This is a genomic window from Streptomyces sp. NPDC020917, from assembly GCF_044333795.1.
Lineage (GTDB): Bacteria > Actinomycetota > Actinomycetes > Streptomycetales > Streptomycetaceae > Actinacidiphila.
In genome coordinates this window covers 662,651-683,377 of record NZ_JBIRRR010000001.1, presented here as the reverse complement: position 1 = coordinate 683,377, position 20,727 = coordinate 662,651, and the positions used below count along the sequence as shown (strand labels likewise).

Sequence of the window (20,727 nt, the reverse complement as noted above, 5' to 3'; positions counted from 1 at the left end):
CTAGCCTGACGGTATGTCGACCCATGCGCAGCGTGAACGCCTGCTCCTCGCCGACCTGCTGGAGCAGGCGGGTCCCGACGCCCCGACCCTCTGCGAGGGGTGGAAGACCCGCGACCTGGCCGCCCACGTCGTGGTGCGCGAGCGCCGCGGCGACGCGGCGGCCGGGTTGCTCATCCCCCAGCTCGCGGACCGGCTGGACCGGGTCCGCAAGGAGTACGCGGAGAAGCCGTACGACGAGCTGATCCAGCTCATCAGGACCGGCCCGCCGCGGCTGTCGCCGTTCAGCGTCAAGCAGTTGGACGAGGCATCGAACACCGTCGAGTTCTTCGTCCACGCCGAGGACGTGCGGCGGGCCGCGGACGACTGGACGCCCCGCACCATCGACCCGGTCTTCGCGGACGCCCTGTGGTCCCGGCTGGAGCGGATGGCGCGGATGCTCGGCCGGCGCTCCACGATCGGCCTGGTGCTGCGTCGGCCGGACGGCCAGACGGTGGTGCTCCACCGCGGTTCGCCGGTCGTCACCGTCACCGGGGAGCCGTCCGAGCTGGTCATGTACGCCTTCGGGCGGCAGTCCGTGGCGAAGGTGGAGGCGGCCGGCGAGGAGAGCGCGGTGGCGGCGGCGAGCACCGCGAAACTCGGCCTGACCTGACCTGATCCGACCTGATCCGACCTGATCCGAGCCGCGCTGAGCTGGGTTGGCCTGGCTGAGCCGGTGTCAGCGGGCCGCCGGGCGGCTCAACTCGGCGGCGCGCACGGCGGGTGAGGCGAGCCCCACGACGCCGCCGAGGCACGCGAAGGCGGCGGCCGCCAGGAACACCGGCGTCGGGCCCCACGCGGCGACGGCCGCGCCGAACACCGGGTAGCTGAGCGGCGCGAGGCCGAAACCGGTGAGGCTGATCACCGCGGTGACCCGGCCGAGGTACGACGGGTCCACCGCGGACTGGATCAGCGCCAGGGCGAGCCCGCCGCACACCCCGCCGACCAGGCCGGCCAGCAGCGCCACCGCGGCGGCCGCGGCCGGTGAACCGGCCAGTGCGGTCGCGCCCATGGCGGTGCAGCTGACGAGCAGCGTGCCGATCTGCACCGCGCCCGCCCTGGGCAGCCAGCCGCGCACCGTGAGCAGCAGCGCGCCGGCCGCGGAGCCCGCGCCGAAGGCGGCGATGATCCAGCCGTAGCCGGTGGAGCCCCAGCCGCGGTCCTGGCACAGCAGCACCATGCCGACGTTCAGCGGCCCGGCCAGGCCGAGTTCGCACACCGCGCCGGACAGCACCAGCGGCCCCACCAGCCGGTGCCGGCGGACGTGCCGCAGCCCGTCCCGCAGCTCCTCCCACGCCGCGCCGGCGCGGCTGCCCGCCCGGGCTCCGGCGCCGGCAGGCGCTTCGGCGTCGGGGTGGCGGGTGCTGCGGTCGCCGGCGCCTCCCGGCGCGGGCAGCGGGCCGATGCGGGTGGCGACCAGCAGCGGCACCGAGGCGGCGAAGAGCACCCCGGCGGTGGCGAACGCCGCCGACGGGCCGCCGAGGCCCATCGCGAGCCCGCCGGCGGGCGGTCCCGCGATGTTCCCGAACCGCATCGCCAGCGCCCGCATGCCCTGCAGCCGCATCATCTGGTCCGGCTCGACCAGCCGCGGCGGCAGCGCGCCCACCGCGGGCAGGAACAGCGCGTCGACCACGCCGAACAGCAGCGCCACGGCGACCAGCAGCCACAGTCCCGGCGAGGTGAGCGCGAGGGCCGCCGCGGCGGACAGGATCAGCACGCAGCGCACCGCGTCGCTGCCGATCACCACCCGGCGGGGCCCGAAGCGGTCGGCGATCACCCCGCCGCCCAGCATCAGCACGGCGCGCGGCACCGAGCCGGTCGCCATCACCATGCCGACCTCGGCGGGCGGCAGGGACTTGGCGGCGGCGAAGCCGAGGGCGAGGAAGTAGACGCCGTCACCGAGCATGGAGGCGGTGTAGGCGGTCAGCCAGCGCAGCACGTTGCCGTCGCGGTGGGCGGGCCGGACTGCGGGAAGCACGGTGGTGGTCACGAAGGACCCTCCTGGAGGCGGTCGGGGCGGGGCGGCGGAGGTCAGGACCGGGTCGGGAAGCCGTACATCTGGACCGCGACGTGCTCCCGGCCCTCGGTGTCGCCGGCCGCCTCCGCGGCCCGCCCGACGTCGCTCCACCGCTGCATGAACGCGCCCAACTCCTCCGCCATCTGCTGGAGTTCGGCTGCGGTGAGCAGGGGCACGTACTCGGAGGAGAAGGCCGCCTCGGTCCACTCCCGCGGCCAGGCGACCTGCTCGTCGAGGTAGCGCGCATAGCGCTCGGTGCGGGTGCTGAGCAGCTGCCGGTTGATCTGGCCGATGACCGCGGCGCCCTCCGGCCGGTCGGCGAAGTCCGCGTTGTGGAAGGTGAATCCGCGGTGCGAGGAGAGCGTCCACCAGCGCTCGCGCCCGTCGCTGCCGTGGCCCTCGGCCTCGACGATGAAGCCGTGCGCGGCCATCTTCCGCAGGTGGTAGCTGACCAGCGAGACGGCCTCGTCGACCTGGTCGGCCAGGTGCGAGGCGGTGGCCTCGCGAGCGGTGTGGAGCGCGTAGTAGAGGCGGATCCGCAGCGGGTGGGTGAAGACCTTCAGCGCGTCGACGTCGGTGATGCGCTGGGGTTCGGGGGCGGCCTGCTTGTCGTCCATGGCGCCCACGCTAGATAGGAAAGAAAAGTTGTGCAATATAATTTGCGCAACTTTTCTTTCCTATGGGAAGCGCCGCGCGGCCCGGGCCCGGCCGGGCAGGATGGCCGGCATGTCCCTCGACGGCACCCGTGCCCACCTCACCGGCCCCGGCGACCTGCCGCCCCTGGTCGAGCGCGCCGCCAGGACCGCACGCCACCTGGACTTCCCGTGGTCGTGCCGGCCCGAGCACGGGAGGCTGCTGCGGGCGCTGGCCGCCGGGGCGCGGCGGATCGGTGAGACGGGCACCGGATGCGGGGTGGGCCTGGCCTGGCTGGTGTCGGGAATGCCGGCCGGGGCGCGGGCGGTCAGCGTGGAGCGGGACCCGGCCCGTGCCGCCGCCGCCACCGCGCTGTTCGCGCACCTCGCGCCCGCCGTCACCGTGGAGTGCGCGGACTGGACGGCCATCGCCGGGCACGGCCCGTTCGACCTGCTGGTGCTGGACGGCGGCGGGCAGGGCAAGGCGGGGCCCGGCGATCCCCCGGCGGATCCGGTGGAACTGCTCAGGCCCGGCGGGCTGCTGGTGATCGACGACTTCACGCCGTCCGGCGGGCGCCCGCCGGTGCACGGCGGCCGGCCCGACGAGGCGCGGCTGCACTGGCTCGACCACCCTGCGCTGCGCACCGTGGAGGTGCCGCTGGCGCCGGATCTGGCCGTACTCATCGGCACCCGGCGCACGGCGGCCTGAACCCGGGCCGGCCTGAACCCGCCGCCGGGAGAGCCCCCGTTCAGCCGCCCAACGGCCGTGCGGCGGGCGGGAGTCCGCTCAGCGGACGGGGTGACCGGCCTCCCGCAGCGCGGACTTGACCGCGCCGATCCGCAGGTCCCCGAAGTGGAAGACGGACGCGGCGAGCACCGCGTCGGCGCCGGCCGCGACGGCCGGCGGGAAGTGGCCGAGCGCGCCCGCGCCGCCCGAGGCGATCACCGGCACGGTGACGTGCTTGCGCACCGCGGCGATCATCTCGGTGTCGTAGCCGTCCTTGGTGCCGTCGGCGTCCATCGAGTTGAGCAGGATCTCGCCGGCGCCCAGGTCGGCCGCCCGGTGCGCCCACTCGACCGCGTCGATGCCGGTACCGCGGCGGCCGCCGTGCGTGGTGACCTCGAAGCTGCCGGAGGGGGTGCGGCGGGCGTCCACCGACAGCACCAGCACCTGCCGCCCGAAGCGCTCGGCGATCTCCCGGATCAGCTCGGGCCGGGCGATCGCCGCGGTGTTCACGCCGACCTTGTCGGCGCCGGCCCGCAGCAGCCGGTCGACGTCGTCGGCGCTGCGCACCCCGCCGCCGACGGTCAGCGGGATGAAGACCTGCTCGGCGGTCCTGCGCACCACGTCGTAGGTGGTCTCCCGGTCGCCGGAGGACGCGGTGATGTCCAGGAACGTCAACTCGTCGGCGCCCTCGGCGTCGTAGAGCCGGGCCATCTCGACCGGGTCCCCCGCGTCGCGCAGGTTCTGGAAGTTGACGCCCTTGACGACCCGTCCGGCGTCCACGTCCAGGCAGGGGATGACTCGGACCGCGAGGGTCATGCGGTTTCTCCTCGGAGATCTTCTCGGTGCGCCGCTCGGTAGGCTTCCAGCTCCACCTCGACGAGCACCCGGGAGTCGGTGAAGCCGGCGACCACGACCATCGTCGTGGCGGGCCGCACCTCGGCGAACAGTTCGCGGTGCGCCCGGCCGACGTCGTCGACGTCGCGGACATGGCTGAGGTACATGCGGGTGCGGACCACGCTCTCCACGCCGAGGCCGAACGGCTCCAGCGCGGCCAGCGCGTTGCGGAACGCGAGCAGGGTCTGCTCGTACGGGCTGCCCTCGGCGCGCACCGCGCCGCCGGAGACGGGCATGGTGCCGGAGACCAGCACCCGGTCCCCCGCCGCCACGGCGCGCGCGAAGCCGACGGCCTCCTCCCACGAGCTGTCGGTCTGCGTGCGCCGTACTGCGGGGGTCTCGGTCATCGTGACACTGCCTCCAGGGCCTCTTCGAGCGTGAACGCCTTCGCATAGAGCGCCTTACCGACAATGGCACCCTCCACACCCAGCGGCACCAGAGTCGCCAGCGCCCGCAGGTCGTCGAGGCTGGACACGCCGCCGGAGGCGACGACCGGGCGGTCGGTGGCGGCGCACACGTTGCGCAGCAGCTCCAGGTTGGGGCCCTGGAGGGTGCCGTCCTTGGCGATGTCGGTCACCACGTAGCGGGCGCAGCCCTCGGCGTCGAGCCGGGCCAGCGTCTCGTACAGGTCGCCGCCGTCGCGGGTCCAGCCGCGGCCGCGCAGCGTGGTGCCGCGCACGTCCAGGCCGACCGCGATCCGGTCGCCGTGCCCGGCGATGACCTTGGCGACCCACTCCGGGGTCTCCAGCGCGGCGGTGCCCAGGTTGACCCGGCGGCAGCCGGTGGCCAGGGCCGCGGCGAGGGTGTCGTCGTCGCGGATGCCGCCGGACAGCTCCACCTTGATGTCCATGCTGCGGGCCACCTCGCCGATCAGCGCCCGGTTGTCGCCGGTGCCGAACGCGGCGTCCAGGTCCACCAGATGCAGCCACTCGGCCCCCGCCTGCTGCCACGCCATGGCGGCCGCCAGCGGGTCGCCGTACGACGTCTCGGAGCCGGACTCGCCGTGCACCAGGCGGACGGCCTGGCCGTCGCGGACGTCGACGGCGGGGAGGAGTTCGAGCTTGCTCATCGGGATGCGGTCCTCGTAAGGGGAGCGGGCGGGGGAAGCGGGCCGGGCCGGGCTGCCGGGCCCCGGGCGGGTCCGGCAGCGGCCCCGGGCACGGGACGGGGCGTGACGGGGACGGGACTACAGCGTGCCGAGCCAGTTGGCCAGCAGCTGCGCACCGGCGTCACCGGACTTCTCCGGATGGAACTGGGTGGCCCACAGCGGGCCGTTCTCCACCGCGGCGACGAAGGGCTCTCCGTGGGTGGTCCAGGCGACCCTGGGCGCCTGGATCGCGGCGTTGCGCGCCTCCAGGTCCCAGCTGCGCACCGCGTAGGAGTGCACGAAGTAGAACCGCGCGTCCTCGTCCAGACCCGCGAACTGCACCGAGTCCGCGGGGGCCTTGACGGTGTTCCAGCCCATGTGCGGCACCACGGGCGCGCGCAGCGGCTCGACCGTGCCGGGCCACTCGTCGAGGCCGTCGCTCTCCACGCCGTGCTCGATCCCGCGGGCGAAGAGGATCTGCATGCCGACGCAGATGCCCATCACCGGGCGGCCGCCGGCCAGCCGGCGGCCGATGATCCAGTCGCCGCGCACGTCCTTGAGCCCGGCCATGCACGCCGCGAAGGCGCCGACGCCCGGCACGAGCAGCCCGTCGGCGGCCATCGCGCGGTCGTAGTCGGCGGTGATCTCCACGGTGGCCCCGGCGCGGGCCAGGGCGCGCTCGGCCGACCGCACGTTGCCGAACCCGTAGTCGAGCACGACCACGCTCTTGGTGTTCCCGGCATTCGTCATGCGGACCTCACAGCTGGAGCAGGCCGGCGGCGAGCGACATCAGGGAGCCGATGGCCAGGAGCGCGATCAGGCTCCTGGACTGCTTCTGCTTCACGAACGAGTACACGCCCCCGGCCAGGAACAGGCCGAGCAGGATGAAGAGGGTGGATGCCTTGTTCACGGTTTACAGCGCGCCCTTCGTCGACGGCAGGATGCCGGCGGCGCGCGGGTCGCGCTCGCTGGCGTAGCGCAGCGCCCGCGCGAGCGCCTTGAACTGGCACTCCACGATGTGGTGCGCGTTGCGCCCGTACGGCACGTGGACGTGCAGCGCGATCTGCGCCTGCGCGACGAAGGACTCCAGGATGTGGCGGGTCATCGTCGTGTCGTACGTGCCGATCATCGGCGCCATGTTCTCCGGCTCGGTGTGCACCAGGTAGGGCCGGCCGGACAGGTCCACGGTCACCTGGGCCAGGGACTCGTCCAGCGGGACGGTGCAGTTGCCGAAGCGGTAGATGCCGACCTTGTCGCCGAGCGCCTGCTTGAAGGCCGCGCCCAGCGCGAGGGCGGTGTCCTCGATGGTGTGGTGGGTGTCGATGTGCAGGTCGCCCTCGGTCTTCACGCTGAGGTCGAACAGGCCGTGCCGGCCGAGCTGGTCGAGCATGTGGTCGTAGAAGCCCACACCGGTGGACACGGAGACCTGCCCGGTGCCGTCGAGGTCGATCTCGACGACGACGGACGTCTCCTTGGTGGTGCGCTCCACGCGCCCCAGGCGGGTCATGCGGACTCCTTGGCAGTACGGGTGTGCTCGATGCCGCCGGCGGCGTCGAAGGTCTTGTGCACGCGGGCGGCCGCGTCGAGGAACGCGTCGTTCTCCTGCGGGGTCCCGGCGGAGACCCGCAGCCAGCCGGGCACGCCGTTGTCCCGGACCAGCACGCCGTGGTCGAGGATCGCCTGCCACGCTGCGTGGCTGTCGGCGAACCGGCCGAACTGCACGAAGTTGGCGTCGGAGTCGACCACGTCGTAGCCGATGGCGCGCAGCCCGTCGACGACCCGGTCGCGTTCCTGCTTGAGCTGGGCGACGTAGCCGAGGAGCGTGTCGGTGTACTCCAGGGCGGCCAGCGCGGTCGCCTGGGTGACCGACGACAGGTGGTAGGGCAGCCGCACCAGCTGCACGGCCTCCACGACCGCCGGGTCGGCGGCCAGGTAGCCGAGCCGCAGCCCGGCCGCGCCGAACGCCTTCGACATGGTGCGGGTGAGCACCAGGTTCGGCCGGCCCTCGATGAGCGGCAGCAGCGACGGGTGGTGCGAGAACTCGCCGTACGCCTCGTCCACCACCACCAGGCTCGGCCGGGCCGCCTGCGCGGCCTCGTACAGCGCCTCGACCGTCTCGGCGGCCACCGCGGTGCCGGTCGGGTTGTTCGGCGAGCAGACGAACACCACGTGCGGGCGGCGCTCGGCGATCTCGCGGACCGCCGCGTCCAGGTCGACGGTGAAGTCCTCGTTGCGCGGCCCGGAGATCCAGCCGGTGCCGGTGCCGCGGGAGATCAGCGCGTGCATGGAGTACGACGGCTCGAAGCCGATCGCGGTCCTGCCGGGCCCGCCGAAGGTCTGCAGCAGCTGCTGGATGATCTCGTTGGAGCCGTTCGCCGCCCACACCTGGCCGGTGCCGACCTGGTGGCCGGCGGTCCGGCTGAGGTAGGCGGCCAGCTCGGTGCGCAGCTCGACGGCGTCGCGGTCCGGGTAGCGGTTGAGCCCGCGGGCCGCCTCGGCGACCCGCTCGGCGATCCGGGCCACCAGCGGCTCGGGCAGCGGGTACGGGTTCTCGTTGGTGTTCAGCCGCACCGGCACGTCGAGCTGGGGCGCGCCGTACGCGGACTGGCCCCGCAGCTCCTCGCGCAGCGGGAGGTCGTCGACGCGGGTCACCGGGTGCCTCCCAGGCGTGCGGTGACCGCCTCGCCGTGGGCGGGCAGGTCCTCGGCGTTGGCGAGCGTCACCACGTGGCCGGCGACCTCTTCGAGCGCCTCGCGGGAGTAGTCCACGACGTGGATGCCGCGCAGGAAGGACTGCACGGACAGGCCCGAGGAGTGGCAGGCGCAGCCGCCGGTGGGCAGCACGTGGTTGGACCCGGCGCAGTAGTCGCCGAGGGAGACCGGCGCGTGCGGGCCGACGAAGATCGCGCCGGCGTTGCGCACCCGGGCGGCGACACCGGCGGCGTCCTCGGTCTGGATCTCCAGGTGCTCGGCGGCGTAGGCGTCGACCACCTCCAGGCCCTGGTCGAGGGTGTCCACGAGCACGGTCGCGGACTGGCGGCCGCCGAGCGCGGCGGTGATCCGCTCGCGGTGCTTGGTGGCGGCCACCCGCACCTTCAGCTCGCCGTCGACCGCGTCGGCCAGTTCGGGCGAGGTGGTGACCAGCACCGCGGCGGCCAGCGGGTCGTGCTCGGCCTGGCTGATCAGGTCGGCGGCGACGTACCCGGGGTCGGCGGAGGCGTCGGCGAGGACCGCGATCTCGGTCGGCCCGGCCTCGGCGTCGATCCCGATCCGCCCCTTGAGCAGGCGCTTGGCGGCGGCCACGTAGATGTTGCCGGGCCCGGTGACCAGGTTCACCGGGCGGCACTCGTCGGTGCCGTACGCGAACATGGCCACGGCCTGGGAGCCGCCGGCGGCGTACACCTCGTCGACGCCGAGCAGGGCGCAGGCGGCGAGGATGGTGGGGTGCGGCAGGCCGCCGAACTCCTTCTGCGGCGGCGAGGCCACGGCGACGGCGCCGACACCGGCCTCCTGGGCGGGCACCACGTTCATCACCACGGAGGACGGGTAGACGGCCAGGCCGCCGGGCACGTACAGCCCGACCCGCTGCACCGGCACCCACCTCTCGGTGACCGTGCCGCCCGGCACGACCTGCGTGGTCACGTCGGTGCGGCGCTGCTCGCGGTGGACGGTCCTGGCCCGGCGGATGGACTCCTCCAGGGCGGCCCGCACCTGGACGTCCAGGCCGTCGAGCGCCTCGGCCAGCGCCTTCTGCGAGACCCTGAGCCGCTCCAGCCGGACGCCGTCGAACCGCTCCCCGTAGTCGATCACCGCCGCGCCGCCGCGATGGCGCACGTCCTCGCAGATGGGCCGCACCGTCTCCAGGGCGGCTTCCACGTCGAACTCGGCACGGGGCAGCAGGTCGCGGTCGATACCGCCCTCCGGGAAGGCGGCACCGCGCAGATCGATTCGGGAGATCACGCTGCCAAGTGTAGAGACCCGGGCATGCGGGACGGCTCGCGGTTCCACTCCGTGATACGTGCCGCGGACGTGCGGGCGCCGCCACCGGCCGGGCGGGCAGGCACTAGCGTGGGCGCGGCGATCTTCCCGCGCCCGCGCCGCTCCCCCGCGGCCGCGTCGTGCGGCGGGGTGGGTCCGGGCGGGACCGGCGGGTTCTACGGGAGGGGCGAGGATGACCGAGCGGGACGGGCAGGACCGGGGCGAGGGCCGCGGCGGGCCCGCGGGGGGCGAGCCGCCGGCCGACTGGACCCCGCCGGAGGTCCGCATGTGGTGGGCGTTCCGCGCCGGGCGCACCTGCGACCTGCGTCCCGACGGCCGCCGCAGCGCGCTGGCGGGCCCGCTCGACCCGGACGCCGCGTCGGCCGGCGAGTGGGGCCCGGAGCGCACGGTGCGGGCCCAGGCGGTGGCGGAGCTGCTGCTCAACCCGCCGCTGTCGCGGCCCGGGCGGGTGGCGGCGCTCAAGCTCGCCGGGGTGCGGATCAGCGGCCGGCTGATGCTGTCCGGCGGCACCATCACCCCGTACGTGCAGCTGGACGACTGCCGCTTCGACGAGCAGCTGATGCTCCAGGAGTGCCGGGCCGGCAGCATGCGGCTGGTGCACTGCCTGATACCCCGGCTGGACGCGGCCCGCCTGCAGGTCACCGGCGACCTGCACCTGCCGCAGTGCCTCGTCCCCGGCGGGATCCGGCTGACCGACGCGCAGATAGGCACCGACCTGCTGCTCAACCAGCTGACCGTGCGCCGGGACCGCCACAGCCGGGCGATCGCCGCCGACGGGCTGGTCGTCGGGCAGGACGTGGACGCCGAACTCATCGACGTCATAGGCGAGTTGAGCCTGCGCAGCGCGCGGATCGGCGGCCGGCTGAGCCTGCGCGGCGCGTTGCTGCGCAACCCCTACGACCGCTACGCGCTGAACGCCGCGCGCGTGCAGGTGGAGCACACCCTCTACCTCAGCGCCGGGTGGGACGCGCTGGCCACCGGCCACACCGGCGACACGCCGCCGCCGGCCGGGGTGCGCACCCGGGACTTCGTGTGCGAGGGCGGGCTGCGGCTGGACGACGGCCGGTTCGGCAACGCGGTGGTGGTCAGCAGGGCGCGGTTCGCCATGGAGGGCGAGCAGCAGCTGTCGCTGCGCCGGATCCAGACGCCCGAGCTGCGGTTCACCCCCGGGCAGCCGCCGGCCGGCGGCATGGTGTCCCTGTCGGGGGCGCGTGTCGGCAAGCTCGCCGACACGCCGGACAGCTGGCCGGAAGCGGGCCGGCTGTCGCTGCGCGGCTTCCAGTACGACGGCCTGACGCCGCCCGAGGCGTTCCCGCTGCGGGCCAGGATCGAGTGGCTGCACGCGGCCACCCCCGAGTTCAGCGCGGAGCCGTACGAGCGGCTCGCCGCGGCGCTGCGGGCCGGCGGCGAGGACGCGGAGGCCCGCGAGGTGCAGCTGGCCCGGCAGCGGCGGCGCCGCGAGTCGCTGCCGATGGCCGGCCGGGTGTGGGGCTGGCTGCAGGACGTCACCGTCGGGTACGGCTACCGGCCGGGGCGGGCCGCGGTGTGGATGGCGGTGCTGTGGGCGGTGGGTGCGGTGTACTTCGCGGCGCACCGCACGCCGGCCCCGGCGGACAGCGGGTACGTGCCGCACTGGAACCCGGCCCTGTACGCGCTGGACCTGCTGCTTCCGGTGATCGACCTCGGCCAGGACAACGCGTGGCGGGAGACCGGGACGGGCCAGTGGGTGGCGTCGGCGCTGATCCTGCTGGGCTGGATGCTGGCGACCACGGCCGCGGCGGGGGCGTCCCGGCTGCTGCGCCGGGGGTCGTAGCGGCCCGGCGACCGGACGGACCTGGGGCGGAGTGGGCCCAGCGGCTGACGAAGGGGGGCATGCTGCCCGTACCCTGGCTCACTGTGACCGATCGCCTTCCGCTCTTCCCGCTCAGTTCGGCGCTGTTCCCCGGCCTGGTCCTGCCGCTGAACGTCTTCGAGGAGCGGTACCGCGCCCTCGTCGGCGCACTGCTGGCCCTTCCGGAGGACGCGCCGCGCCGGTTCGGCGTGGTGGCCATCAAGCACGGCCAGGAGGTCGCGCCCACCGGCCAGGACGGTCTGGACACCGGCCCCCTCGCGGGACTCGGCGACGACCCGATGGAGTCCCTGTACGGCTACGGCTGCGTCGCCGAAGCGGCCGGCATCGCCGAGCGGGACGGCGGCGGCTACGAGCTGGTCGCCACCGGCACCGTGCGCTTCCGGCTGCTGTCGGTGGACGCGTCGGGGCCCTACCTGACCGGGGAGGTCGAGGAGGTGCCGGACACGCAGGGCGAGGGCGCCGGCGCGCTGGCGAGCGAGGCCCTGCGGGCGTTCAGCGCGTACCAGAAGCGGCTGGCCGGGGCGCGCGAGCGGTCGCTGTCCAGCCAGGAGTTCCCGGACGACCCGACGGTGCTGTCGTACCTGGTGGCGGCCGCGATGATCACCGGGACCGAGCAGAAGCAGCGGCTGCTGGAGGCCCCCGACGCGGCGGCCAGGCTCGCCGCCGAGCTGCGGCTGCTGCGGCGGGAGACCGCGATCATCGACAAGCTGCCGTCGCTCCCGGCGGTGGAACTCACCCAGCAGCCGGTCTGCGCGAACTGAAGGGACCGGTCGATCCGGCATGGCGAAGAAGTCCCGGTCCGCCGGGGGCACCCCGGCCACCGTGGCCCTGGAGAAGGCCGGCGCGGCTTTCACCGTCCACTCCTACGCCCACGACCCGGCGTCGGAGCTGTCGTACGGCCTGGAGGCCGCGGAGGCCATGGGCACCTCGCCCGACCGGGTCTTCAAGACGCTGGTGGCCGAGGTCGACGGCGCCCTGACCGTGGCGGTCGTGCCGGTGTCGGCGAGCCTGGACCTCAAGGCGCTGGCCGCAGCGGTGGGCGGCAAGCGGGCGGCGATGGCCGACCCGGCGGCGGCCGAGCGCACCACCGGCTACGTGCGGGGCGGGATCTCGCCGCTGGGCCAGCGCAAGGCGCTTCCCACGGTGATCGACGCCTCCGCCGGCGGCTTCGAGACGGTGTTCGTCTCCGCGGGGCGGCGCGGCCTGGAGGTGGAGCTGGCTCCGGCTGTGCTGGCCGGCCTCACGTCCGCCGTCACGGCGCCCGTCGCCCGCCGCTGAGGCGGGGTCGGCGCGGGCCGAGGCGGGGCGCGGACGGGGGCTGGGGCGGCTCGCACGGCTCAGCGCGGTCCCGCGGCCGGGCAGGCCCGTACGGGGTCTGCGGGCGCCTCGCGGCCCGGTGCCGGGGGCTCGGCGCGGGCGGTCACTGCGACGCGGGGGGCGGCGGCGGGGGCGGGCCCCAGGGGCCCGGGGCGGCCTTGGGGACGGGGTCGGGGTCGCGCGGCCCGAACGCCGAGGTGAGGCAGAGGTGGGCCAGCATCGCCGCCGCCGACCAGGCGACCAGCGCGCTCTTGGCCCGCAGCTCCAGCGGACCGTCGAAGACCTTCTTGGGCCCCACCGCCTTGGCGTGCGCGACGATGTCCGTCGGCGGGCCGAGCCACACGCCGATCCGCCAGCCGATCACCGAGGCGATCAGGCCGCCGAGCGCCAGCCCCACCACCACCGACACGCCGCCGCGCCGGTAGCGCCAGAAGACCAGGACGGCCGTCACCAGGCCGAGGACCGCGGCGATCGCCGCGAAGGTGCCGTCGGCGCCGATCGCCTCCTCGCCCTCGGTGTCCTTGAGGTAGACGGCCTGGCCGTCGGAGATCATGGGGATGCGCGGCGCGAGCCACAACCAGAGCAACCCCAGCGCCACCCCGCACACGGCGACGAGCAGGGCGATCAGCGCACCCCTGGCGATCTCGGTCCGCAGCGGTTCCTTGTCACCGTCGGTCCCGCCCGTTCCGGACCCGTCGGCGGGGTACGGCGGGAACTGCGGCTGGTCGTGCGGAGTCAGGGGTGCGGTCACCTGCCCATCGTGCCAGGTCTGCCTGTCAATCGCGCTATCGGGCGAATCGCCGGGGTCACCGGCAGGCGGCCCTGCGGTAGGCGCGGGTGGCGAGCGCCAGCGACAGCACGCCCACGGCCCCGCAGACGCACAGATCGGCGGCGACCGCGGCCCAGTGGGTGGCTCCGGCACCGCCGAGGGTGCGGGCGAACGCCTCCACGCCGTACGTCGACGGCAGCACGTCGCGGACCCAGCGGATCGGCACCGGCATGTGCGAGGCGGGCAGCACGCCGAGCAGCAGGGCGGCGGACATCCCGAGCTGCCCGAGCAGGGTGGCGATCTCCTGCCGCGGCGCGAGCAGCCCCAGGGCAGCGCCGAGCCCGGACAGGGCGGCACCGGCCAGCGGGATCACCAGGAGCAGCACCCACAGCCCGGCCAGGGTGAGATGGAACAGCAGGCAGCCGGTGATCGCGGTGGCCAGGGTGCCGGGCACGGTGAACGACGCATAGGCGCCCGCCGTGCCGAGCACCACCGACGCCGGCGGGACCGGCAGCGTCGCGTAGTGGTCCAGGCCCCCGGAGGCGCGCAGCTGGCCGAAGTACTGGGCGAGCAGGTTGAGCGCGACGAACGCGACGACCAGCACGCTGGAGCCGGCCACCACGGACCGGGCCGCCTCGCCGTCACCCGCGTGGACCACACCGCGCATCATGATCATGATCCCGATGGACTGGAACGTGGCCACGAACAGAAGCGGGATGCGGGCGACCCGGGCCCGGGAGAGCTGGGCGCGGTAGACCGCGGCCATCGACGGCCACAGCCCGGCGCGGGGGGCCAGCGGGGCCGCGGTGGAGGTGGCCCGCTCGGGGCCGGCCTGGACGACGGTCATGCCTTCACCAGTCCCGTGCCGCGCCCGCCGAGCGCGAGATAGACGTCCTCCAGGCTGGGCACGGCCAGGGTGAAGTCGTCCAGGGCGGCGAACGCCGGTCCCCCGGTGACTTCGGCCACGGCGGCCCGGGCGCGGTCCTGCGGCAGCCGCAGCGTCCAGCAGCGGCCGGCGACCTCGGCGAGCGGCTGGAGGGCGGCGACGGCGGGGACGCCCAGCGGGGCCTCCTGCCGCCACACCAGGTCCAGTCGCACCTCGTCGGCGACCAGGGCGCGCAGCGCGGCCGGGGTGTCGCAGGCGATCACCCGGCCCTGGTCGAGCACGGCGACCCGGTCGAGCACGGTCTCGGCCTCGATGACGTTGTGGGTGACCAGCAGCACGGTGGTGCCGTGGGCGGTCCTGCGCCGGTCGACCGCGGCCCACACCGCGCGCCGGGCGACCGGGTCCATGCCGGTGGTGGGCTCGTCGAGCACGAGCACGGGCCGCTCGCCGACCAGAGCGGTCGCGAAGCAGGCGAGCCGGCGCTCGCCGCCGGACAGGCGCTTGAGCGGCCGGCCGGCGAGCGGGGCCAGGCCCAGCTCGTCCAGGACGGCGTCGCGCGCGGTCCGGGCGGCGGAGGCGTCGAGGCCGCGCAGTCGGGCGGTGGTCTCGGTGGCGAGGGCCACGGTCAGCTCGTCGAGCGCGGTGCTCTCCTGGCCGAGGTAGCCGATCAGCCGGGCGGCGCGGTCGGGGTGCCGGACCAGGTCGTGGCCGAGCAGGTGGATGCTGCCGGCGTCGGGGCGCAGCAGGCCGGTCAGCTGGCGGACCAGGGTGGTCTTGCCGGCGCCGTTGGGGCCGAGGATGCCGAACAGCTCACCGCGGTGGACGTCGAGGTCCACGCCGTCGTTGGCCCGTACCGGGGCCGGGGCGGCCTCGCGGCTGCGCCGCAGCGACGGCCGGCCGGGGTTCCGGCCGGCCCGGTACGTCCTGACGAGACCGCGCACGGTGCACACCGCATCGCGGGCGGTGGCGACCGTGGGGGCCGCCGTCTCCTCCGTGCCCGTACTCACGAACATCGAGAGTACGCGTAGCGCCGCCGGCCGGGCCAAACGGGGTGGCCGGCACGGCGCGTGCCCCTCCGGCCCGACTGGCGGCCCGTCCGGCGGCCCGTGCCGGCGGTCGCGGCCCCGCCCAGGTCAGCCCGCGGGGTCAGACCTCCGGCGTCGGGGCGCCGGGCCCGCGGATGCCGAACTCGCGCCAGAACCCGGCCCGGATCGCGTAGCGGTCGTGCTCGTCGATCTGGTCGTCCTTGTGCGCCAGCAGCCCGAAGCGGGCGGCGTACCGCAGCAGCTCGCCGTCGATGCGGTGCGGGACCCGTGGGTAGTGCGCGGGCAGCTGCTGGCGCTGCGCCGGATCGGCCACCCGGGCGATCCAGCGGCGGGCGAAGACCTGCCCCACCTCGTACGGGTCGCCGCTGACCGCGGTGATGTCCGCCTCCCGGTCGGCCCAGCGCTGCTCGGCGGTGGTGAGCTGGGCGAGGGTGGGCAGCCCGCTGGTGTCGGCCTGGTCGGAGCCGCGGTCGGTCCAGCCCTTGTCGGAGGACCAGCGCAGGGTGGCGCCGGCCACCGGCTGCTGCGGCGGCGCGGTGTGGGACCGGCCGAGGTCGGCGACGTCCTTGGGGGTGGGGACGCCCTTGTGGTGCGGCGGCGGGCCCGCCGGGGCGGGCGCGGAGCCGTTCTTCGCCGGGTGCGCGGGCTCGGCCGGCGCGGCCTCCGGCCCGGTCCGTGGCGCGGTCTCCGGCAGCGGCGCGGCGAGGATCGCGGCGATCTCCGGCCCGAACTCGGGCCGGGTGCCGACCGGCGCGCAGACGCCGGCGGCGTCCCGGGCGCGGATCGCGGCGGTGATCCACTCCCGGTCCAGCACCCGGCGCTCGTCGGCCTCGGCGACCAGATCCTCGGACTGGTTGTAGTCGCCGTCGGCGGCCTGCACCGCCCACAGGTGGACCGCGACGCCGTGCTCCTTGGCGGACATCATGCCGGGCAGCAGGTCGCCGTCGCCGGTGACCAGCACGATGTCGGAGCAGGCGCGGTTGCGGGCCAGCTCCGACAGCTCGGCGTGCATAGCAGCGTCGACGCCCTTCTGCGCCCAGCGGCCGTCCGTCCGGGTGAGCGCCCCGAGCCGCACGGTCACGCGGGGCATCACTCTCAGTCTGCGGTGTTCGGGTTGCGGAACCCGGTCGGGCGCTCCGTCGAACCAGTAGATCCGCAGCAGCGGCTGCCCGGTCTCCTTTTCGGCACGTTCACGCAGGCCAGCGACCACGGCGGCATGATCCACCAGGATCGAGGACCGGGAGGGTTCCCCCGCCAGCAGACTTGCCGCTGCGCCCAGCAGGTATCCGGCGTCCACCAGGACGACGCAGCGATCCATGTCGCACCTCTTCCGGTCGCCCCCCGGTGAGTTCATCCAGGGCTCTGCCTGTGATTTCCCCCGAGTCTGCCCGAATTCCCGGGGGTTATGGCCGCGAAACCGATCTTCGGCGTGGCGGCGGTCACCGTCACGGAGCGTTCACCATCGCCAACTGCCCGAAATGCGCGCTTTGTCCCCGCGTGCAAATCTGAAGGCGGCCCATCGGCCAACAATCCCCACACTAGGAAGGCACGATCGTGGCTAAGAACAAGAACCAGAACCGGCAGCGTGAGCAGCACGACCAGCGGTCCGAGCCGGCCATGGAGGCCCAGGAGCACACGAAGACCGCGGTGGCCGAGGAGCACGGCATGCCGACCTCGACGCAGGTCTCGCGCAAGCAGCAGAAGCGGTTCGGCCACAACTGATCGCGCCGCACCCGCACTTCTCACACGCGCGGGGGTGCCCCTTCCGGGGCGCCCCCGCGTTCGTGTTCGCGGCCCGCCGCCGCGACGGCGTCAGCCCGCCTGCTGCCCCGCGCCCAAGCAGGCCGGTCCCAGCAGGGCCTTGAGGTCGCCGAACAGCGACGGGTCCGCGGTCACCCGGTGCCGGTCGAGCCGCAGCACGGTGGTGGACCTGGCACCCTGCAGCCGCACCCGCACCTCGGTGTTGCCCTTGTGGCTGTCCAGCACCTCGCCGAGCCTGGCCACCAGCGGCGGGGTCACCTTGACCGTCGGAATGGACAGCACCACGGGCGCGTTGGCGCCGACGTCCGACAGGTCGGGCACCATCAGCTCCATCGCGACCAGCCGCGGCACGTCCTCCCGCTTGTCGAGCCGGCCCTTGACGAACACCACGGCGTCCTCGACGAGTTGGGTGGACACCAGCTGGTAGGTCGCCGGGAAGAACATGCAGTCCACCGAGCCCGCCAGGTCCTCCACGGTGGCGATCGCCCACGCGTTGCCCTGCTTGGTCATCTTGCGCTGCAGGCCGGAGATGATGCCGCCGATGGTGACGATCGCGCCGTCGGAGTAGTCGCCGGCCAGCGCGGCGATGGCCGCGTCCGTCTTGTCGTTGAGGATGTGCTCGATGCCGAACAGCGGGTGGTCGGAGACATAGAGCCCGAGCATCTCGCGCTCCTGCGCCAGCAGATAGGTCTTGTCCCACTCGATGTCGGAGAAGACCACGTCCATGCCGAACGCGGGGCTGTCGTCGCCGTCGTCGCCGCCCATCCCGCCGAACAGGTCGAACTGGCCCTCGGCCTCCTTGCGTTTCACCTGCACCACGTTGTCGATCATCGACTCGAAGTGCTCGGTCAGACCGCGCCGGGTGTGCTGCATCTCGTCGAACGCGCCGGCCTTGATCAGCGACTCGACGGTCCGCTTGTTGCAGACGACCACCTCGACCTTGTCGAGGAAGTCCGGGAACGAGCCGTAACGCCCCTTGGACTTGCGGCACTTGACGATGGACTCCACCACGTTGGTGCCGACGTTGCGCACCGCGGTGAGCCCGAAGACGATCGTGTCGTCGCCGCTCGGCGTGAAGTTGGCGTTGGACTCGTTGACATCCGGGGGCAGCACCCTGATGCCCATCCGGCGGCACTCGTTGAGATAGAGCGCCATCTTGTCCTTGTCGTCCTTCACCGAGGTGAGCAGGCCCGCCATGTACTCGGCCGGGTAGTTCGCCTTGAGGTACGCGGTCCAGTACGACACCAGCCCGTAGGCCGCGGAGTGCGCCTTGTTGAAGGCGTAGCCGGCGAACGGGACCAGCACGTCCCACACCGCCTGGATGGCCTGGTCGGAGTAGCCCCGCTCCCGCATGCCCGCCTGGAAGGGGATGAACTCCTTGTCGAGGACCTCCTTCTTCTTCTTGCCCATCGCGCGGCGCAGCAGGTCGGCCTGGCCGAGCGAGTAGCCGGCGAGCACCTGGGCGGCCTTCTGCACCTGCTCCTGATAGACGATCAGGCCGTAGGTGATGTCCAGGACTTCCTTGAGCGGCTCTTCCAGCTCGGGGTGGATCGGGGTGATGTCCTGCTGCTTGTTCTTGCGCAGCGCGTAGTTGATGTGCGAGTTCATGCCCATCGGGCCCGGCCGGTACAGGGCCGAGACGGCGGAGATGTCCTCGAAGTTGTCGGGCTTCATCATGCGCAGCAGGGAGCGCATGGGCCCGCCGTCGAACTGGAAGACGCCCAGGGTGTCGCCGCGGCTGAGCAGCGCGTAGGTGTTGGGGTCGTCCAGCGGCAGGGCCAGCAGGTCGATGTCGATGCCCTTGTTGGCCTTGATGGACTTGACCGCGTCGTCCATGATCGTCAGGTTGCGCAGGCCGAGGAAGTCCATCTTCAGCAGGCCGAGCGACTCGCAGCTCGGGTAGTCCCACTGCGTGACGACCGCGCCGTCGTTCTTCGGCGAGAAGATCGGCACGTGGTCGATCAGCGACTCGGACGACATGATCACGCCGGCCGCGTGCACGCCCATCTGCCGCACCAGGCCCTCGATGCCGCGTGCGGAGTCGATCACCTTGGTGACGTCCGGCTCGTTCTCGTACATCGAGCGGACCTCGCCGGCCTCGCTGTAGCGCGGGTGGTCCTTGTCGGTGATGCCGGACAGCGGGATGCCCTTGCCGAGGACGTCGGCGGGCATCGCCTTGGTGATCCGGTCGCCCATGGAGAAGGGGTAGCCGAGCACGCGGGCCGAGTCCTTGATCGCGGCCTTGGCCTTGATGGTGCCGTAGGTGGCGATCTGGGCGACCTTGTCGGAGCCGTACTTCTCGGTGACGTAGCGGATGACCTCGCCGCGCCTGCGCTCGTCGAAGTCGATGTCGACGTCGGGCATGGAGATGCGCTCGGGGTTGAGGAAGCGCTCGAAGATCAGGCCGTGCGGGACCGGGTCGAGGTCGGTGATGCCCATCGCGTAGGCGACGATCGAGCCGGCCGCGGAGCCGCGGCCCGGGCCGACCGCGATGCCGTTGTTCTTCGCCCACATGATGAAGTCGGCGACGACCAGGAAGTAGCCGGGGAACCCCATCTGGATGATGGTGTCCATCTCGTACTCGGCGAGCTTCTGCCGGTCCTCGGGGATGCCGCCGGGGAAGCGCCGGGCCATGCCGCGGGCGACCTCCTCGCGGAACCAGGACACCTCGTCGTAGCCGTCGGGGACGTCGAACTTGGGCATCAGGTTCTTGAACTGGAACATGCCCTCGGTGTCGACCCGGTCGGCGATCAGCAGCTGCGTGTTGCGGCAGCCCTCCTGCCAGGCGTCGGACGAGTCGATCGCGTACATCTCGGCGGCGGACTTCAGGTAGTAGCCGGAGCCGTCGAACTTGAACCGGTCGGGGTCCGACATGTTCGAGCCGGTCTGGATGCACAGCAGGGTGTCGTGCGCCGACGACTCCTGCGCGTACGTGTAGTGCGAGTCGTTGGTGACCACGAACGGCGCCTTGAGCTTCCTGGCGATCTCCTCCAGGCCCTTGCGGGCCCGGGTGTCGATGTCGATGCCGTGGTCCATGATCTCGACGAAGAAGTTCTCCTTGCCGAAGATGTCCTGGTACTCGCCGGCCGCCTTGAGCGCCTCGTCCATCTGCCCGAGCCGGATCTTGGTGGAGACCTCGCCCGACGGGCAGCCGGTGGTGCCCATCAGGCCCTCGGCGTACTCGCTGAGCAGCTCGCGGTCCATCCGGGGCTTGCGGAAGTAGCCCTCGAAGGACGCGCGGGACTGGGCCCGGAAGAGGTTGTGCAGGCCGGTCTTGTTCCGCGCCCAGATGGTCATGTGGGTGTACGCGCCGGCACCGGAGACGTCGTCGTTCTTCTGGTGCGGGGCGCCCCACTTGACGGGCTTGGTGTACCGCCGCGACTCGGGCGCCAGATACGCCTCGATGCCCATCACCGGGGTGACGCCGGCCGCCTGCGCCTGGTGGAAGAAGTCGTAGGCGCCGTGGAGGTTGCCGTGGTCGGTGATGGCGACGTGCGTCATCTCCATCTCGTTGCACGCCTTGAACATGTCCTTCAGTCTCGCCGCACCGTCCAGCAGCGAGTACTGGGTGTGGACGTGCAGGTGAGTGAAGGGCTGGTCGGTCACGGGGAGCGACACCTCCGGCGAGAGCGGGCGGATGGGCGGGCAGTCCTGGCGGTGATGGCAACTCTACGACCCGGGTACGACAGCCGGAGCCCGGTCGTT

21 protein-coding genes are annotated in these 20,727 nt (G+C 73.4%); 6 read left to right on the top strand and 15 right to left on the bottom strand.

The annotated features are described in order from the left end of the window. The first annotated feature begins 13 nt into the window (after positions 1-13). Positions 14-649, top strand: coding sequence for a TIGR03085 family metal-binding protein (locus ACH4TG_RS02945; RefSeq protein ID WP_398240109.1), 636 nt, complete (start codon positions 14-16; stop codon positions 647-649). 66 nt (positions 650-715) lie between these two features. On the opposite strand, the gene ACH4TG_RS02940 is transcribed toward ACH4TG_RS02945, so the two are convergent. Together ACH4TG_RS02940 and ACH4TG_RS02935 are read right to left on the bottom strand one after the other, a co-directional pair. Beyond that, on the bottom strand, positions 716-1,942 hold the full coding sequence (locus ACH4TG_RS02940) for an MFS transporter (protein WP_398240475.1): 1,227 nt from the start codon (positions 1,940-1,942) through the stop codon (positions 716-718). Between the two features lie 125 nt (positions 1,943-2,067). Next, positions 2,068-2,670, bottom strand: coding sequence for a helix-turn-helix domain-containing protein (locus ACH4TG_RS02935; RefSeq protein ID WP_398240107.1), 603 nt, complete (start codon positions 2,668-2,670; stop codon positions 2,068-2,070). Between the two features lie 109 nt (positions 2,671-2,779). Between ACH4TG_RS02935 and ACH4TG_RS02930 the strand changes: the two genes are divergently transcribed. Next, a complete protein-coding gene (locus ACH4TG_RS02930) occupies positions 2,780-3,394 on the top strand; it encodes an O-methyltransferase (protein ID WP_398240105.1) in 615 nt (204 codons plus the stop codon). 78 nt (positions 3,395-3,472) lie between these two features. Here ACH4TG_RS02930 and hisF read toward each other — a convergent pair whose 3' ends face one another. From hisF to hisD, 8 genes are all read right to left on the bottom strand, one after another. Further along, positions 3,473-4,228, bottom strand: coding sequence for an imidazole glycerol phosphate synthase subunit HisF (gene hisF, locus ACH4TG_RS02925; protein WP_398240103.1), 756 nt, complete (start codon positions 4,226-4,228; stop codon positions 3,473-3,475). Further along, positions 4,225-4,653 carry a Rid family hydrolase gene (locus ACH4TG_RS02920; protein ID WP_398240101.1) on the bottom strand — a complete coding sequence of 143 codons (429 nt, stop codon included), beginning with the start codon at positions 4,651-4,653 and terminating at the stop codon, positions 4,225-4,227. Before ACH4TG_RS02920 ends, hisF begins: the two co-directional genes overlap by 4 nt. Next, positions 4,650-5,375, bottom strand: a complete 726-nt coding sequence (gene priA, locus ACH4TG_RS02915; RefSeq protein ID WP_398240099.1) for a bifunctional 1-(5-phosphoribosyl)-5-((5-phosphoribosylamino)methylideneamino)imidazole-4-carboxamide isomerase/phosphoribosylanthranilate isomerase PriA — start codon at positions 5,373-5,375, stop codon at positions 4,650-4,652. The genes ACH4TG_RS02920 and priA overlap by 4 nt, the downstream gene beginning before the upstream one ends. Before the next feature lie 117 nt (positions 5,376-5,492). Next, complete coding sequence (gene hisH, locus ACH4TG_RS02910; protein ID WP_398240098.1) at positions 5,493-6,143, bottom strand: imidazole glycerol phosphate synthase subunit HisH; 651 nt, start codon at positions 6,141-6,143, stop codon at positions 5,493-5,495. Between the two features lie 7 nt (positions 6,144-6,150). After that, the gene (locus ACH4TG_RS02905) at positions 6,151-6,303 is read right to left on the bottom strand and encodes a hypothetical protein (protein ID WP_398240096.1); all 153 of its coding nucleotides are present in this window, start codon (positions 6,301-6,303) and stop codon (positions 6,151-6,153) included. 3 nt (positions 6,304-6,306) lie between these two features. Continuing rightward, complete coding sequence (gene hisB / locus ACH4TG_RS02900) at positions 6,307-6,900, bottom strand: imidazoleglycerol-phosphate dehydratase HisB (RefSeq protein WP_069465393.1); 594 nt, start codon at positions 6,898-6,900, stop codon at positions 6,307-6,309. Continuing rightward, positions 6,897-8,045, bottom strand: a complete 1,149-nt coding sequence (locus tag ACH4TG_RS02895; RefSeq protein ID WP_398240094.1) for a histidinol-phosphate transaminase — start codon at positions 8,043-8,045, stop codon at positions 6,897-6,899. Before ACH4TG_RS02895 ends, hisB begins: the two co-directional genes overlap by 4 nt. After that, on the bottom strand, positions 8,042-9,352 hold the full coding sequence (hisD, locus tag ACH4TG_RS02890) for a histidinol dehydrogenase (RefSeq protein ID WP_398240092.1): 1,311 nt from the start codon (positions 9,350-9,352) through the stop codon (positions 8,042-8,044). Before hisD ends, ACH4TG_RS02895 begins: the two co-directional genes overlap by 4 nt. Before the next feature lie 211 nt (positions 9,353-9,563). Between hisD and ACH4TG_RS02885 the strand changes: the two genes are divergently transcribed. From ACH4TG_RS02885 to ybaK, 3 genes are read left to right on the top strand one after another with little or no spacing between them, the layout of a single operon-like run. After that, a complete protein-coding gene (locus tag ACH4TG_RS02885; RefSeq protein ID WP_398240090.1) occupies positions 9,564-11,204 on the top strand; it encodes an oxidoreductase in 1,641 nt (546 codons plus the stop codon). Between the two features lie 59 nt (positions 11,205-11,263). Then, complete coding sequence (locus tag ACH4TG_RS02880; protein ID WP_398240089.1) at positions 11,264-12,004, top strand: LON peptidase substrate-binding domain-containing protein; 741 nt, start codon at positions 11,264-11,266, stop codon at positions 12,002-12,004. Positions 12,005-12,023: 19 nt separating this feature from the next. Then, positions 12,024-12,521: a Cys-tRNA(Pro) deacylase gene (gene ybaK, locus ACH4TG_RS02875; RefSeq protein ID WP_398240087.1), complete on the top strand. Its 498-nt coding sequence runs from the start codon at positions 12,024-12,026 to the stop codon at positions 12,519-12,521. A 142-nt stretch (positions 12,522-12,663) separates the two neighbouring features. On the opposite strand, the gene ACH4TG_RS02870 is transcribed toward ybaK, so the two are convergent. The 4 genes from ACH4TG_RS02870 to ACH4TG_RS02855 all read right to left on the bottom strand — a co-directional run bounded on the left by ACH4TG_RS02870 (position 12,664) and on the right by ACH4TG_RS02855 (position 16,579). Then, positions 12,664-13,311, bottom strand: coding sequence for an ABC transporter permease (locus tag ACH4TG_RS02870; protein WP_398240086.1), 648 nt, complete (start codon positions 13,309-13,311; stop codon positions 12,664-12,666). A 55-nt stretch (positions 13,312-13,366) separates the two neighbouring features. Then, the gene (locus ACH4TG_RS02865; protein ID WP_398240084.1) at positions 13,367-14,176 is read right to left on the bottom strand and encodes an ABC transporter permease; all 810 of its coding nucleotides are present in this window, start codon (positions 14,174-14,176) and stop codon (positions 13,367-13,369) included. Next, positions 14,173-15,228 (bottom strand): ABC transporter ATP-binding protein, encoded by a 1,056-nt coding sequence (locus tag ACH4TG_RS02860; protein ID WP_398240082.1) that lies wholly within the window; start codon positions 15,226-15,228, stop codon positions 14,173-14,175. Before ACH4TG_RS02860 ends, ACH4TG_RS02865 begins: the two co-directional genes overlap by 4 nt. Positions 15,229-15,361: 133 nt before the next feature. Continuing rightward, positions 15,362-16,579: an NYN domain-containing protein gene (locus ACH4TG_RS02855; RefSeq protein ID WP_398240080.1), complete on the bottom strand. Its 1,218-nt coding sequence runs from the start codon at positions 16,577-16,579 to the stop codon at positions 15,362-15,364. Between the two features lie 236 nt (positions 16,580-16,815). Here ACH4TG_RS02855 and ACH4TG_RS02850 point away from each other — a divergent pair, with 236 nt between their 5' ends. Beyond that, positions 16,816-16,983 (top strand): hypothetical protein, encoded by a 168-nt coding sequence (locus tag ACH4TG_RS02850; RefSeq protein WP_398240078.1) that lies wholly within the window; start codon positions 16,816-16,818, stop codon positions 16,981-16,983. A 90-nt stretch (positions 16,984-17,073) separates the two neighbouring features. Here ACH4TG_RS02850 and dnaE read toward each other — a convergent pair whose 3' ends face one another. Then, positions 17,074-20,628, bottom strand: a complete 3,555-nt coding sequence (gene dnaE / locus ACH4TG_RS02845; protein ID WP_398240077.1) for a DNA polymerase III subunit alpha — start codon at positions 20,626-20,628, stop codon at positions 17,074-17,076. Between the last annotated feature and the right edge of the window lie 99 nt (positions 20,629-20,727).

Bases quoted from the DNA above. Each gene is read 5' to 3' on its own strand.
- ACH4TG_RS02945 (WP_398240109.1), top strand. From the start codon at position 14: ATGTCGACCCATGCGCAGCGTGAACGCCTGCTCCTCGCCGACCTGCTG.
- ACH4TG_RS02940 (WP_398240475.1), bottom strand. From the start codon at position 1,942: ATGCTCGGTGACGGCGTCTACTTCCTCGCCCTCGGCTTCGCCGCCGCC.
- ACH4TG_RS02935 (WP_398240107.1), bottom strand. From the start codon at position 2,670: ATGGACGACAAGCAGGCCGCCCCCGAACCCCAGCGCATCACCGACGTC.
- ACH4TG_RS02930 (WP_398240105.1), top strand. From the start codon at position 2,780: ATGTCCCTCGACGGCACCCGTGCCCACCTCACCGGCCCCGGCGACCTG.
- hisF (WP_398240103.1), bottom strand. From the start codon at position 4,228: ATGACCCTCGCGGTCCGAGTCATCCCCTGCCTGGACGTGGACGCCGGA.
- ACH4TG_RS02920 (WP_398240101.1), bottom strand. From the start codon at position 4,653: ATGACCGAGACCCCCGCAGTACGGCGCACGCAGACCGACAGCTCGTGG.
- priA (WP_398240099.1), bottom strand. From the start codon at position 5,375: ATGAGCAAGCTCGAACTCCTCCCCGCCGTCGACGTCCGCGACGGCCAG.
- hisH (WP_398240098.1), bottom strand. From the start codon at position 6,143: ATGACGAATGCCGGGAACACCAAGAGCGTGGTCGTGCTCGACTACGGG.
- hisB (WP_069465393.1), bottom strand. From the start codon at position 6,900: ATGACCCGCCTGGGGCGCGTGGAGCGCACCACCAAGGAGACGTCCGTC.
- ACH4TG_RS02885 (WP_398240090.1), top strand. From the start codon at position 9,564: ATGACCGAGCGGGACGGGCAGGACCGGGGCGAGGGCCGCGGCGGGCCC.
- ACH4TG_RS02880 (WP_398240089.1), top strand. From the start codon at position 11,264: ATGCTGCCCGTACCCTGGCTCACTGTGACCGATCGCCTTCCGCTCTTC.
- ybaK (WP_398240087.1), top strand. From the start codon at position 12,024: ATGGCGAAGAAGTCCCGGTCCGCCGGGGGCACCCCGGCCACCGTGGCC.
- ACH4TG_RS02865 (WP_398240084.1), bottom strand. From the start codon at position 14,176: ATGACCGTCGTCCAGGCCGGCCCCGAGCGGGCCACCTCCACCGCGGCC.
- ACH4TG_RS02860 (WP_398240082.1), bottom strand. From the start codon at position 15,228: ATGTTCGTGAGTACGGGCACGGAGGAGACGGCGGCCCCCACGGTCGCC.
- ACH4TG_RS02855 (WP_398240080.1), bottom strand. From the start codon at position 16,579: ATGGATCGCTGCGTCGTCCTGGTGGACGCCGGATACCTGCTGGGCGCA.